The 13,739-nt window shown below is 45.8% G+C and carries 12 protein-coding genes; 8 read left to right on the top strand and 4 right to left on the bottom strand.

Going from position 1 to position 13,739, the window contains the following annotated elements; all coding sequences use genetic code 11:
- Nucleotides 1-124 precede the first annotated feature (124 nt).
- A complete protein-coding gene (locus NIASO_RS15360; RefSeq protein WP_008587341.1) occupies nt 125-2,713 on the top strand; it encodes a TonB-dependent receptor in 2,589 nt (862 codons plus the stop codon).
- A 27-nt stretch (nt 2,714-2,740) separates the two neighbouring features.
- Entirely contained in the window at nt 2,741-3,583 is an 843-nt protein-coding gene (locus tag NIASO_RS15365; protein ID WP_008587343.1) for a DUF5689 domain-containing protein, read from the top strand.
- A 205-nt stretch (nt 3,584-3,788) separates the two neighbouring features.
- On the opposite strand, the gene NIASO_RS15370 is transcribed toward NIASO_RS15365, so the two are convergent.
- Nucleotides 3,789-4,373, bottom strand: coding sequence for a PhnA domain-containing protein (locus tag NIASO_RS15370; protein WP_008587345.1), 585 nt, complete (start codon nt 4,371-4,373; stop codon nt 3,789-3,791).
- An 84-nt stretch (nt 4,374-4,457) separates the two neighbouring features.
- Here NIASO_RS15370 and NIASO_RS15375 point away from each other — a divergent pair, with 84 nt between their 5' ends.
- The 6 genes from NIASO_RS15375 to NIASO_RS15400 all read left to right on the top strand — a co-directional run bounded on the left by NIASO_RS15375 (nt 4,458) and on the right by NIASO_RS15400 (nt 12,285).
- Complete coding sequence (locus NIASO_RS15375) at nt 4,458-5,351, top strand: DMT family transporter (RefSeq protein WP_008587347.1); 894 nt, start codon at nt 4,458-4,460, stop codon at nt 5,349-5,351.
- Between the two features lie 182 nt (nt 5,352-5,533).
- Nucleotides 5,534-6,391, top strand: a complete 858-nt coding sequence (locus tag NIASO_RS15380; RefSeq protein ID WP_008587348.1) for a COG1470 family protein — start codon at nt 5,534-5,536, stop codon at nt 6,389-6,391.
- A gap of 5 nt (nt 6,392-6,396) precedes the next feature.
- Nucleotides 6,397-7,416 (top strand): ABC transporter ATP-binding protein, encoded by a 1,020-nt coding sequence (locus NIASO_RS15385; RefSeq protein WP_025299039.1) that lies wholly within the window; start codon nt 6,397-6,399, stop codon nt 7,414-7,416.
- Nucleotides 7,358-8,374 (top strand): ABC transporter permease, encoded by a 1,017-nt coding sequence (locus NIASO_RS15390; protein WP_008587352.1) that lies wholly within the window; start codon nt 7,358-7,360, stop codon nt 8,372-8,374. Before NIASO_RS15385 ends, NIASO_RS15390 begins: the two co-directional genes overlap by 59 nt.
- A gap of 392 nt (nt 8,375-8,766) precedes the next feature.
- Complete coding sequence (locus NIASO_RS15395) at nt 8,767-10,509, top strand: ABC transporter ATP-binding protein (RefSeq protein ID WP_008587354.1); 1,743 nt, start codon at nt 8,767-8,769, stop codon at nt 10,507-10,509.
- Nucleotides 10,510-10,512: 3 nt separating this feature from the next.
- Nucleotides 10,513-12,285, top strand: a complete 1,773-nt coding sequence (locus tag NIASO_RS15400) for an ABC transporter ATP-binding protein (protein WP_008587356.1) — start codon at nt 10,513-10,515, stop codon at nt 12,283-12,285.
- Between the two features lie 162 nt (nt 12,286-12,447).
- Here the strand turns inward: NIASO_RS15400 and NIASO_RS15405 are convergent, their stop codons facing one another.
- From NIASO_RS15405 to NIASO_RS19770, 3 genes are read right to left on the bottom strand one after another with little or no spacing between them, the layout of a single operon-like run.
- Nucleotides 12,448-12,783 (bottom strand): hypothetical protein, encoded by a 336-nt coding sequence (locus tag NIASO_RS15405; RefSeq protein WP_008587358.1) that lies wholly within the window; start codon nt 12,781-12,783, stop codon nt 12,448-12,450.
- A complete protein-coding gene (locus NIASO_RS15410; RefSeq protein ID WP_008587360.1) occupies nt 12,780-13,181 on the bottom strand; it encodes a hypothetical protein in 402 nt (133 codons plus the stop codon). Before NIASO_RS15410 ends, NIASO_RS15405 begins: the two co-directional genes overlap by 4 nt.
- A 12-nt stretch (nt 13,182-13,193) precedes the next feature.
- Entirely contained in the window at nt 13,194-13,703 is a 510-nt protein-coding gene (locus NIASO_RS19770) for a hypothetical protein (protein WP_008587361.1), read from the bottom strand.
- Between the last annotated feature and the right edge of the window lie 36 nt (nt 13,704-13,739).

Here is a 13,739-nt window from a genome sequence, read left to right on the forward strand (position 1 = left end):
AATAACTCCATAATTTTTCAACATCACAAGGGGTTCCAAAGAGGCGCTGCCAAAAAATATTGGGCACAAGTCTGATAATAAAAAAAAGTTGTTAACTTTAGGCCAACCTAAAAAACCACGCTACATGAAAACCGCCTTAACCTTGTTAAGCCTTTGTGCTTGCCTGTTTGCAAAAACGCAAACCTATCCGCTTACTTTAACAGACACGCTTCCCAAACAAGATTCCCTGGTTCCGGATGCTGAAGAAGAAATGAAGGATGTTTTGCCGGTTGTTACGCTGGATGATAATGCTGAAAATGAAGAGCACCCCGGTGTTTCGTCGATCCTTTCCTCCGGCAGGGATCCGTTCTTATCCGCTGCTGCGTTCAACTTTTTTACTTTCCGTTTTAGGTTAAGAGGCTATAATAATGGAAATGCGCTGTACCTGAACGGATTGGATCATACGGGTCTTGATAACGGGTTTATTCCTTATAATATCTGGTCTGGCCTTGCCAATATAATGCGCGCACGGCAGGATGGCTATGGTCTGGAGGCGACGGGATTTGCTTTTGGAACTGCCGGACTGAACACTAATATTGATCTGCGTGCAGGGGTGCAACGGGCGCAAACGCAGATCGGGTATGCGCTTTCCAATCGTAATTACCGGCATCGTTCTTTGCTTACGCACGGGTCGGGATTTAATAAAAAAGGATGGGCCTACAGTTTTATGTTGAGCACCCGCTATGCGGATGAAGGATATATTCCGGGAACTTATTATCGTGGGTTAAGCTATTATGCTGCGCTTGACAAAAAATGGAATCTGAAAAATACGGTATCACTGATCGCTTTGGGTGCGCCGGTTGAAAATGGCCGCCAGGCCGCAAGTGTACAGGAAGCGATGGACCTGGCCGGCACCAATTTTTATAATCCCTCCTGGGGATATCAAAACGGCGCGAAGCGCAATTCGAATGTAGCTACTGCTTTTCAGCCGGCTTTTATGGGGGTATATGAGTATAAGCCCAATAACCATACTAACTGGACCACAACGCTGGGCTATATTTCAGGGAAGAAAAAAAATTCCGCATTCGACTGGTATAATGCGCCCGATCCGCGACCGGATTACTACCGGTATCTGCCGGGTTATTATACATCCGGGCAACCAGCGCTGGCTGCAATATTGCGACAACAAATGGTGGATCACCCCAACCTGTTGCAGGTAAACTGGCCGCAGCTTTATGAAGTGAATCGCGGGAACACGGCAACGGTGCTTAATGTAAATGGCGTAACCGGGAATGATGTTACCGGCGCACGTTCTTTATATATCTTATCGAACCGCGTAAATGAGCTGCACCGGATCATGATTAACAGTGTTTACAATACCAAACTGAATAAGCGGATCGCCTTTACCGCAGGGGCGGATTACCAGCACCAAAGCAACCATTATTACCAGGAGGTAAAAGATCTGTTGGGTGGGGCCTTCTGGGTAAACGTTAATCAATTTGCAGAGCGGGATTTCCCCAATGATCCCCGTGCGCAGCAATATGATGTGGATCGTCCGAACCAGTTGAAAAAAAAAGGGGATGCTTATGGGTACGATTATCAAATGAAGGTGGACCGGCTGGGCGGCTGGGTGCAGACAATGCTACTGCTGGATCATTTTGATTTGTTTGTTTCGGGACGATTGTCCTTCACCAGGTTCTGGAGAACAGGATTGAACCGGAATGGCCTGTTTCCTGATCATTCTTTCGGAGTGTCAAAAAAGGTCGCCTTTTTAAATCCGGAAGTAAAAGCGGGCATTGTTTATAAACTGAATGGGCGGAACTATTTTTTTGTTAACGGCGGTTATTTTAGTAAGGCCCCTTATTTTGACAATGTGTTTATTGCGCCCCGGACAAGAAACACTTTGCAAAGCGATACCATCAGGAGCGAAATCACCCAAACGATTGAGGGCGGCTACAGGTTAAACAGTCCGCGTGTTCAGTTGAGCATAAAGGGGTACTACACTTCGGTTAAAAACACCTATGATGTGCTGACGTTTTACCATGACCAGTACCAGGATTTTGTGAACTATGCGCTCAGCGGAATGAATACATTGTATTTCGGTGGAGAACTGGGGGCTACAATAAAGCTTACGCCCGGCCTTAGTTTTAACGGAGCGGCGGCGGTTGGCCGGTATTATTATAACAGCAGGCCCCATGCCGTGATTACCGTCGATAACAGCGCGGTTGCATTGGCCGCTCAAACGGTGTATCTGAAAAATTTCAGGGTGGCTTCAACACCTCAAACGGCCTACAGTGCGGGATTATTTTATCGTTCGCCCCGGTATTGGTTTATAAGCATAACGGGTAATTATTTTGATCATTCATGGTTGTCGCTAAACCCTATACGCCGTACGGCGGCGGCAATAGGAACCGACAATCCCACATCTTTCGAAGAACAGGAGTCTATTTATAAGATGATCGCACAGGAAAAATTGCCTGCGCAGTTTACCCTTGACTTTTTTGGGGGCTGGTCGAAGCGGTTGTCCCGGAAACTGATGATACATCATAAACCCGTTTATCTTGTTTTTTATCTGAGCGTGAATAATCTATTAGATAATAAAAAAATGCGTTCCGGCGGATTTGAACAACTGCGGTTCGATATGGCCGACAAGGACATCAATAAGTTTCCGCCAAAATATTATTATGCCACCGGTCTCAATTATACTGCAAGCCTTATGCTTCGATTTAATTAATACTAACCAGTGAATAAAAACAATCATATGAAAAAGTCATTTATCCGGATTTGTAAATCAACCGTAAAATTCTTATTGCCCGGGATACTACTCTTATTGGCCTGCAATAAGAAGTTTGATGAGCCGCCTATTAATGAAGACCCGGATATTGCAGTAACGATGACGATTGCCGAACTAAAAGCACGTTATCAGGGTGTGGGCTTTTTTCAGAATATAGAAGAGGATAAGACTATTACCGGAGTGATAACGGCGGACGACCGGTCCGGCAACTTTTATAAACAGATCGTGATACAGGATGAAACAGGTGCGATCCCCATTTTGCTGGACGGGACCAATGTTTATACCTCCTACCCGGTGGGACGGCGCGTTTTTGTGAACCTGAAGGGATTGATGTTGGGAGATTATGGCGGCACGATCCAATTGGGTTTGGATTCCTCAAGATCGGGGGCGGGCTACCTGAATCTTGGCCGAATCCCTTCTGTCCAGTTTGATCTGTTTATCACAAAAGGCTCTTATGGAAACTCCGTTGCGCCTAAGGTGATTACGCCCGCAGACTTATCTGTGAATATCCTCAACCCCCTGCAAAGCACGTTGGTGCAGTTGGACCATTTTCAGTTTGCAGACGGCGATACCGCTAAAACCTACGGCGATCCTTCCAAAAAAATAAGCGCCTTAAATTTCACGCTCTGGAACTGCGATAAAAAATCAATTGTTTTACGCAACAGCAGCTATGCCGTGTTTGCTGCGCTGAAAGTACCACAGGGTAATGGAAGTATTGTTGGTATCAGCAATATGTTTAACGGTACCCAGCAAGTTTTAATCAGAGATACAACCGATGTAAGATTGAGTCAGCCCCGGTGCAGCCCCTGATTGGTTCATCTCTTGCTATACTTAACAAGGGATAAAAAAGTGAATTAAAAACGTTCTTTAATAAATGTCCGGGGAAATGTACAGAAGAAACATCCAATGAAAAATGCGGACGTAAATCTGGTTAAGGTTGACAAGTTGCCTCTCCTAAACAAATACTCCTTTTTCCTTTTGTATTCTTTATTGGATATTTTACATTTATGCTGAATCAGCTTCCCTGTTTCCGGAGATATTTAGTAAGAATTACAATGGTCTGACCTTCAATTTTACCTTCGATCTGTTCAATATTATCTTCAACCAACCGGATGTTTTTTACTACCGTGCCCATTTTTGCGTTTAAGGTTGATCCTTTTACATCCAGGCTTTTGGTGAGTACTACAGTGTCCCCGGTTTTTAGGATGTTTCCGTTACTATCTTTATGTAAAGCTACGGAGCCGTCATTTTCATGATCGCCCGTTGCCTTTGCCCAGGCCAATGTGTCCTCATCCAGGTAAAGCATATCCAGGTTGTCCACCGCCCAGCTTTCCGCTCTTAAACGGTTGAGCATGCGCCAGGCCACTATCTGCACTGCCGGAACCTCGCTCCACATCGTTTCTGTGAGGCATTGCCAATGCGCGCTATCCAGTTCTTCTTTTTTTTCAATCTGTGCTTCACATTTGCTGCAGATATAGATGGTATTATCCTTGCTGTTTTGTTCCTGTGGCGCTACTTCATATACTGCGAGTGAATCGGTGCTTTTGCAAAGTTCACAGGTATTGTTACTTCTTACTTTTAACATATCTGCCGTGCTCATCTGTATTTATTTTGCCGGCAAATGTAATGGTTTATTTCTAAGCCTGTTTTGCCGCTAACCCGGCGACCGCTAATTTTGCGCTTCATGTTTAGAAATAAGTACAAATGGATCTTCTCCGGGCTGGTATTTGCCATTTTGTGGTCTTCGGCATCTACGGCTACCAAAGTCGCGCTTACGGTGGCCCAACCATTGGTAATAGCAGTAACAAGGTTTGGAGTGGCAGCATTGACCATGCTGGTAATTGCCCATGTACTGTTAAAAAAGCCCCTGCCCAAAGGAAAGGAATGGAAACAATTACTTATTTATGGGTTGCTTAATATTACCATATACCTGGGGCTTTATGTTTTTGCAATGCAACAGGTAACGGCAAGCATCGGCGCCTTAACGGTGGCAATAAGCCCGGTGTTTATCAGCTTTATTTCAGTATTCTTTTTAAAAAAGCCCTTGTCTGCAAGGATCATTTTTGCAATAACGATTTGCCTGATCGGGATCATTGTCGTGGCATGGCCGTTACTGGGTGGTTCGTCCGTTACCGTTCCCGGTTTGGTATTGCTGATTGCCAGCATGCTTTCCTATTCCATCGGAACCATTTATTTCTCTTCTAAGAACTGGGAAGGGATGCATTTATTTGTTATCAACGGATGGCAAACTTTTTTTGGAGGGTTACTGATGCTACCGGTTGCGTTGCTCACATACCATGCCTCAATGAATCAACTGACTTTTGCGTTTTGGGGAGGCACTATATGGCTGGCCTTGCCTGTTTCAATTGGCGCGGTAGCCTTATGGCTGGCGTTGGTAAAACAGGATGTTGTAAAGGCTGGAATGTGGTTGTTTATAAGCCCCATTTTTGGAATTATCATTGCCACAGTTTGGGTGCATGATACGGTGAGCATATACACCGTTGCGGGTCTTATCCTGGTGTTAACGGGGTTGGCGCTCAGTTATACCCGGTTAAATGTTCGCGCTCCGCTCAAATAAAAAAATAAACACCTCATGCTTTATCGGGTTACCGTTTATCAAAAAACAAAACGACAGCGCCCATCAAATACGAAACGTTTCATACATTAGCGGAGCGGTTGCCTCAAACGATGCGCTCCGTACTCTGATAGCCTTTACCTCAACTATTGTGTAATTAAAACCTTTTTAATTAATTATAGTGTATGTCAGTTTCCAAACGATGCAGGGTGGTTCAATCCCTTTGCCGGGTTGCCGGTAGTTTTCTTTTTATGCTGTTTTTTTCCTTTTGTGCCTCAGCACAGAAGCCATTATTATCCAAATCGCCGGGGAGTAGTTTTACGGCACGGCTAATGAGCATTGAAGCCGCCGTAAATGAAACCTTCCGGTACAATGCTGCATTGCATAACGGCACTGCGCAGGCCCATATTTATGAGTTCGTGCCGGTACTGCCTATAGGGTGGAGCATCGCCTTTAAAATTGAAGGCAACGAAGTAGCCTCGTTTACGCTGGACTCTGGTAAAACCGAGGACGTATCTATTGAAGTCGCCCCCGTATTTAATGCAAAGCCTGGCAAATATAGTATTCCGGTAACGGCCATTTCAGGTAACGATAGTCTTAAGCTGAACCTGGAAGCAGTAGTGAAGGGGGCCTATGCTGCCGAACTGACTACGCCAACGGGCCGGCTAAGCGACGAAGTAACCGAAGGCAGCACAAAGGAGATCCACCTGGTGGTAAAAAATAAGGGGACTATTCCCCTCGAAAAACTGGAACTGTCTGCACAAACACCGTCGCAATGGGACGCTACTTTTCAACCTTCAAAGATTGAAAGGTTAGAACCGGGGGCAACCCAGGATGTTACGGTATCCCTTAAGGTTCCGGATAAAACCATCGCCGGCGATTACGTAACAACATTTAACTTAAAGAATACCAATACGAAGGCGGCGGCCACATTCCGTATGACGGTGACCACTTCGCTTTTGTCTGGCTGGATCGGACTGCTGGTCATACTGGCGGCCCTGGGAATGATTTATTACCTGGTTCGAAAATACGGAAGAAGGTGAGCGATATGAAAGATCCGGTTATTGAGTTGCATAACCTTACCAAATGCTATGGTAAGCTTAAAGCGGTAGATGAATTATCGCTTCAGATCCCAAAAGGAGAAGTATTTGGGTTGCTGGGCCCTAATGGCGCCGGCAAATCGACCACTATTCTTATGATGCTGGGCCTTACCGAACCTACATCGGGGTCGGCTACGGTATTGGGGTTCAATGCCACTAAAAACCCGATTGATGTGAAGCGCAAAGTAGGATATATGCCGGACAGCGTCGGCTTTTATAACCAGCTTACTGCGTTGGAAAATCTGGTATATACCGGGCGGCTGAATGGTATTGCGGCAGGCGAGCTGCGGAGGCGTGCAATGGAAACCTTATCGCAGGTGGGACTGGAAGCCGTGATCCATAAAAAAGCCGGCGTTTTTTCCCGCGGGATGAAACAACGGCTGGGACTGGCACAAGTGTTAATTAAACAACCGGAGATCATCATCCTGGATGAGCCAACGCTGGGCATCGATCCCAGCGGGGTAAAAGAGTTCCTGCTGTTGATACGGCAACAAAGCCGCCAGCAGGGTCTTACAGTATTGCTGTCTTCTCATCACCTGCACCAGGTGCAGCAGGTTTGCGACCGGGTAGGAATTTTTGTAGGGGGAAAATTATTGGCAGAAGGAAGTATTGATACGCTAAGTCATAACCTTTTTGCGAGCGATCCCTTCCTGGTGGAAGTGGAATTGGAGGATACCATTGCAGATGCCAAAGCGGTGGCGCCGGTTTTAAAAGAAATTCAATTTGTAAAAAAAATACAGGCAACGGGTAAACAGTTGACCCTATCCTGTGAGCAGGATGTAACGGCCGATATAGTGCGGCAACTGGTCGTAAACAATTATGCAATAACGGGTGTGCATAGAAAGCGGTACGACCTGGATGAAATTTATCAACGTTATTTTGAAGACAATTTAAAGGAACAATTCTCTAATGAAAAGTCCAGCGGTTTTTTTCACCGATCTTTTTTCAGGAAGCGCAGCAGGCAATAAGGGGTTTGCCCCGGCGCCCTTTTGGGTGATGGTGCGTAAGGAAGTAGCCGATCATATCCGCAGTTGGCGGTTTATAATCCTGTTGCTGCTGATCGTGCTCACTTTTTTTGCTTCAATGTATGTGTCCCTCGGCAATATCAGATCGGCCGTTACAAATTTTGATGATCCCGATCGTTTGTTTCTGTACCTGAAATTACTGACCATTACCGATGGCACATTGCCGCCCTTTCATGTTTTTGCCGGCTTCCTGGGGCCGTTGCTGGGTATCGGATTAGGGTTTGATGCCATTAATGCAGAGCAGCATAACGGCACTTTAGCCACACTAATGGCACAACCGGTATACCGGGACAATATATTGCTTTCGAAATTCACCGGTGCGCTTATATTGATCAGTACGTTGTTCCTGTCGTTGGCGCTCCTGATGGTTGGCAGCGGGTTAATTATGACAGGTGTGCATATGGAAGCGCAGGAATGTTTCCGGATCTTACTTTTCATCCTGCTCACGATTATTTATGTTGGATTCTGGCTGGGTTTGTCTATAATGTTATCAGTATTGTTCCGGCAGGCTGCAACATCGGCGCTTACCGCTATTGGTATCTGGCTGTTTTTTACGGTTTTTTACCAGATCATACTAAATATTATTTTGAAGGCTGTCCTGCCCGACCCTGCGCTGATGGACCCCGAGCAAATCACCCGCTATAATGGCATTATAGCAAACCTGGAACGCCTGGCGCCCAGCAGGCTGTTCTCTGATGCCACTACCACGCTGCTGATGCCGTCTGTACGGAGCCTGGGACCGTTAAGTATGGAACAGATGGCGGGAGCGATCCCTGCGCCGCTATCACCAACCATGAGCCTAATGATTGTTGCGCCGCAGGTTTGCGGATTGCTGGCTGCAACACTTATTTGCTTCGCTATCACCTATTACCTGTTCATGCGCCGGGAAATCCGGTCCTGAAAATAGCACGCCGTAGGCAAAAATAGGCGCGGTTGCTCTTATACTGATTTTTAAATGTTTGTAATGTTATTGTCGAATGCCACTAATTCACGAATGTGCGCCAAAGGTGCATGATATCCGTGTTTATTTCATTTGTCCCTAATTGACTATTCATTCGTGTCCCGATAGGAGCTATCGGGATAGCAGTCTTTGGATTCATAGGCCCACTCTGCCGAAAATACTATCAGCATAGTTATTGCTGTTTAAGTCAATTATCTTTGGACAGCTTTTGCAACCGGCAGATCAGTTCCTGCAGCATTGTTTTATTATTTATTTAAAGTAAAACAGGAACATATTCGTCTTGACTGAATAGCGGTAGCGGATAATTTTAGTAGCGCGTATATAAATTTATTATGGCAAAAACAACGGCGAAGCCTGAAAAGCCTTCTATTTTTCTTATGTTGAAGCCCTACCGGGGGCTGATACTTTGTCTCTTATTATTAGCATTGGCCAGCAACGGGCTTAGCCTGGTTATTCCAAAGATCTTTCAATCGGCGATCGATGATTTTTCCAAAGGCCGGTTCCAGGTACGGCAGGTAATGCTGTATTTTTTGGGAGCGGCTGTCCTGATTTTGATCTTCACCTATCTCCAAAGCCTCATCCAGACCTATACTTCAGAACGGGTGGCGCGGGATCTGCGGGAGCAACTGGCCTACAAAATATCCCGGCAAACCAATGCCTTTATCGAGGACACCAGCCCGCATAAATTATTAACAAATATTACTTCAGATGTGAATGCGGTCAAAACCTTTGTTTCGCAGGCAATTGTTAATATCATTTCCTCTGTTATTTTAATTGTGGGTACGGCAATCCTTCTTTTAAATATCAACTGGAGGTTGGGGTTGCTGGTTTTGTGCGTAATACCGGTTATAGCTATTACGTTTATGTTGATTTTTAAAAAGGTCAAAACCTTATTCCGGCGCTCGCAGGAAGTAATAGACCGGCTGAATAAAATAATCAATGAATCAATCCTGGGTGCGGCGTTGATCCGGGTGCTGAACGCCCAATCTCAGGAATACGATAAATTTATGGAAGCCAGCGGTGAAGCAAAGAACCTGGGGCTTTCGATCCTGAAATTATTTGCCACGCTGATCCCGATCATCGTATTTACGGCCAACCTGGCCCGGCTGGCCGTTGTGGCTGTTGGTGGGCGTTATGCCATTATGGGTTCTATGACCATGGGTGAATTTGCCGCCTTCAATAGTTATATTGCCATTCTGATCTTTCCTATTATTCTGATCGGATTTATGAGCAATCTTATAGCCCGTGCTGCTGCCTCCTATACCCGGATCCACCAGGTACTGATTGCAGCCGATACCGTGGAAGGAGGAAGCTTTAAAAAAGAGCTGGAAGGGGCTGTTGAAGTGCAGGACCTGACTGTTGTTTTTGGAGAAAAGAAAGCGCTGAATGGTGTGTCATTCAAAGTGGCCCCCGGTTCACGCACGGCAATTATCGGACCTACGGCTGCTGGTAAAACCCAATTGTTTTATGCGTTGACGACCTTGATCAAACCACAACAGGGGACTATTTGCTACGATGCCGTTCCGATTGAAACCTATGACCAGCAGGTGTTGCTGCGGCAAACAGGCCTGGTATTCCAGGATGCTATCATTTTTAATATGAGCCTGCGCGAGAATATTGCATTTAATGCCGAAGTAACGGAAGCGGATATGCAAAAGGCCATCCGTACGGCGGAGTTGTCTGAATTTGTTAGTTCCCTTTCCCAGGGACTTGATACGATCGTTTCGGAAAGGGGAGCCAGTCTTTCTGGCGGACAAAAACAACGGGTGATGCTGGCGCGGGCACTTGCAGGGAATCCTAAGATCTTGTTGCTGGATGAGTTTACGGCCCGGGTCGATCGGAATACAGAACAGCGCATCTGGAAAAACGTATCGGAAAATTATCCGGGAATAACGATCATTTCTATTACACAGAACCTGGCACCGGTAAAGGACTACGAACAGATTATTTTGCTGATGGAGGGGGAACTGATCGCTAAAGGAACCCATTCGGAATTACTAAAGTCGAGCCCCGAGTATAACCAGATCTTCCAAAGCCAGCAAAGCCTCAATAATTATCAAACAACTGAAGCATAACCCATGGAGGAGCAAGACAGCAATATGAGTTACAGCCTGAATAAAGAGGTGAAAAGCACTGCCGGAGCTGCGTTACGGAAACTATTCCGGTTTATGAAAGAGGAGCGACGCAGCCTGTTTATCGCCTTTTTTGTTATGCTGGTGAATGCCGGTATTACGATGTTGACGCCCTGGTTCATCGGATATATTATTGATCATTTTATTATGCAAAAGCAGTACGGCCCCTTGTTGCAATACACCGGTATGTTGCTGGGGTTGTATGTGGTGTGGGCGGGAACAGAATATTTGCAGGCCAAACTAATGGGCGGCGTTGGACAGCGGATGCTGTACGCGTTGCGTAACGAGGTCTTTAATAAACTACAGCAATTGCCGGTTGCTTTCTTTAACCAGAACCGTTCAGGAGATCTGATCTCCCGGATCAATAATGATACCGATACCGTCAACCAGTTTTTCTCCCAGTCGCTGATGCGGTTTATGGACAATATTTTTTCAATGGTGGGTGTTGCTGTTTTTGTTTTGTCTATCAACTGGAAGCTGGGCGCCGCATCATTAGTGCCGGCGGTTTTTATTTTATTGTTTGTTTTAGTGATAGGGCCCTGGGTGAAAAAGAAAAACGCCATAAGCCTGAAAGCCAATGGCAACCTGAGTGCTGATATACAGGAGGGATTGCACAATTTTAAAACGATCATTGCCTTTAACCGGAGAGATTATTTCAGGAAAAAGTTTGCAACCGCCAATGAAGAAAATTATAAGACGGCTATTACTGCCGGTATCGCCAATAATTTATTTACTCCCGTTTTTGGTTTCTTTTCGAACATTGCCCAGTTGATCGTTTTAACGTTGGGGATCTATTTTATTTTGGAGGGCTCGTTTACTTTGGGGCTGCTTATCAGTTTTATAAGTTATGTGCAGCTTTTTTATCAGCCGTTACGGGAGCTGGCAGCGTTGTGGGCCAGTTTCCAGACGGCTATGGCAGCATGGGATCGTATCGCCGTGATCCTTTCGCTGCAATCCAATCTGCCTGTAGTCGGGCATACCGCTTCATCGCCTGTTAACAAAAATATCGTAATGGCATTTAAAGAGGTCGCTTTTCAATATCCTGATGGTAAGGAAGTGCTGCACCCAATTAATTTTGAAATGGAACGGGGTAAAACCTATGCTTTAGTAGGACCAACAGGCGGCGGAAAAAGTACCACGGCGGCGTTGATAGCGCGTTTGTATGATCCCACAGAAGGAAAAGTGCTGTTGAACGGGCGCGATATCCGTTCCTATACAACAGAAGAGCGCACAAATGAGATCGGCTTTATTTTACAGGAACCGTTTTTATTTACCGGAACATTAAAAGATAATATAGTATATGGTAATCCAGAATTGTACGGCCTTACAGATGAGCAATTGTTGAAAGCCATAACAGAAGCGGGTTTGGGCGATTTGTTGCAGCGCTTTGATGCCGGCTTGCATACGCCCCTCGGAGCGGGTGGCGCGGTAAGTCTCGGGCAAAAGCAATTGATCGCCTTTATCCGTGCCGTATTACGGGCACCCAAAATAATGATCCTGGATGAAGCAACAGCTAATATTGATACGATTACTGAAAAACTTTTAGATGGGATTCTTAAAAAACTTCCGGCAGCTACCACCCTGATCGTTATTGCGCACCGGCTGAATACGATAGAAAATGCAGACGAGATCTTCTTTGTAAACGACGGGGCAATAGTACCCGCCGGTACGCTGGAACATGCCATGGATCTACTGTTGAACCAGAAACTGGCGAGCTAGACACCAAACGCTCGCTTCCATTTGCGCTACCGACTATCAGGCCCGATGGGTCTTTAGCTTAACAACATTGCCCCAACGGGCTATTGGTAAATCGATAATAGATCAGGAGCGGAATTGCCGGCTGTCAGGGCCGCCTGGTAATGACAATTTTGGTAATCAGCATTATTTCTTCTTCTTTGCTGGCTTTTTTTCCAACAATGCTGCCGTAGCTGCCGATTGTTTTGCAAACGCCATCCATTTATTTTTATGGGCGAAGGGAACCTGTACCCAGCCGTTCATTGGCCGGCCTTCCATAGGTTCAAATATCCGGGCGCCGCTCAGCGCCAGCGCCATTTCCATTTCCTTACCCTGCAGCCGCACCACCAGATGGTCTTTCCAAAACATGGCCCCGGATTTCCCGTTCGGCATTTTCATGCAAAGAGCGCCAAACATCTTTCCGGGTTGGGCATCCGGAATCAGTTCAATGAGGGTGGTAAAATATAATTCGGCTGGTGTCATGCCGCAGGTTTTTTTATAATTTTTGAAGCAGCAAATGCAAATAGTCCCAACACAATACCTGAGGCAATCCCTATAACCGCACCGGTCATCAGCATCATCAGTTTTGGTTGGTCGGGCATAGGCATTTTTGTCATCAATGCCGCTTCACTGGGATGATGGGCGATGTATGTATCGAACAATAAAATATGCGCCGCCGTGATCCACACACAATTGAAAATGCTTACCATAAAACCATGCAAAAAATAAGCTTTGGAACAGTTCTTAGCGATAAAATAAGCACAGATAATAAAAATAATCAACCAGCAAAAAGGCTCTATAGCAGAAGGTATAAAATAAACAGTGCCCAACGCCATCGCCAGGCCAAAAAAGGAGAGCTTAAAAATTAAATTCCAGTTCATATGTTTTGATATTTATTCAACGTCGATCCATTTTTTTTCAAAATAGACCGGTGTCCGGTTATTAGAAGAATCGATGGCCATAGCTTTTATAAAGCTGTCCTCCGTTCCCAGGTATTTTAGGTGAAAGCCCTTTAACTCACTGGTTTCATAATACGATCCCAGCCGGCATTTAAACGGATTTCCCTGCACATCATTTGTAAAAACAGAGAACAATAACAGTCGCTCCGCATTGGTATCGGGCCGGGCATAGCCAAAGATCCGGTGGTCCTGCCGGATATTGGAATGAAGGGTTATCGTGCTGTCTCCGTTTTTCAGGGAAACAAACGCCTTGTTAAGTCCCCCGGTTCCGGTTACCCGGTTCACCGCATCCAGGCTATCCTGTAATTTTTTTACCGCCGGCCGGGCGGGCAGGGAATCAGTGGGGGGCAACGGTTGAGCAAGGGTGTCGGCGCTTTTTTTTGTAGATCCGGTTTGGTTACAGCCCATTACCAGGAGCGACAATACAAGTAGTGTTCCCTTCATTTTTTTTATTTAAGGTAGCGCTTTTTATTGCCCCGG

It is taken from the genome of Niabella soli DSM 19437, from assembly GCF_000243115.2.
GTDB lineage: Bacteria > Bacteroidota > Bacteroidia > Chitinophagales > Chitinophagaceae > Niabella > Niabella soli.

What these genes read in the sequence shown, in the direction of transcription:
- NIASO_RS15400 (WP_008587356.1), top strand. Translation starts at nt 10,513, where the DNA reads ATGGAGGAGCAAGACAGCAATATGAGTTACAGCCTGAATAAAGAGGTG.
- NIASO_RS15385 (WP_025299039.1), top strand. Translation starts at nt 6,397, where the DNA reads ATGAAAGATCCGGTTATTGAGTTGCATAACCTTACCAAATGCTATGGT.
- NIASO_RS15365 (WP_008587343.1), top strand. Translation starts at nt 2,741, where the DNA reads ATGAAAAAGTCATTTATCCGGATTTGTAAATCAACCGTAAAATTCTTA.
- NIASO_RS15370 (WP_008587345.1), bottom strand. Translation starts at nt 4,373, where the DNA reads ATGAGCACGGCAGATATGTTAAAAGTAAGAAGTAACAATACCTGTGAA.
- NIASO_RS15410 (WP_008587360.1), bottom strand. Translation starts at nt 13,181, where the DNA reads ATGAACTGGAATTTAATTTTTAAGCTCTCCTTTTTTGGCCTGGCGATG.
- NIASO_RS15360 (WP_008587341.1), top strand. Translation starts at nt 125, where the DNA reads ATGAAAACCGCCTTAACCTTGTTAAGCCTTTGTGCTTGCCTGTTTGCA.
- NIASO_RS15405 (WP_008587358.1), bottom strand. Translation starts at nt 12,783, where the DNA reads ATGACACCAGCCGAATTATATTTTACCACCCTCATTGAACTGATTCCG.
- NIASO_RS15390 (WP_008587352.1), top strand. Translation starts at nt 7,358, where the DNA reads ATGAAAAGTCCAGCGGTTTTTTTCACCGATCTTTTTTCAGGAAGCGCA.
- NIASO_RS15395 (WP_008587354.1), top strand. Translation starts at nt 8,767, where the DNA reads ATGGCAAAAACAACGGCGAAGCCTGAAAAGCCTTCTATTTTTCTTATG.
- NIASO_RS19770 (WP_008587361.1), bottom strand. Translation starts at nt 13,703, where the DNA reads ATGAAGGGAACACTACTTGTATTGTCGCTCCTGGTAATGGGCTGTAAC.
- NIASO_RS15380 (WP_008587348.1), top strand. Translation starts at nt 5,534, where the DNA reads ATGTCAGTTTCCAAACGATGCAGGGTGGTTCAATCCCTTTGCCGGGTT.
- NIASO_RS15375 (WP_008587347.1), top strand. Translation starts at nt 4,458, where the DNA reads ATGTTTAGAAATAAGTACAAATGGATCTTCTCCGGGCTGGTATTTGCC.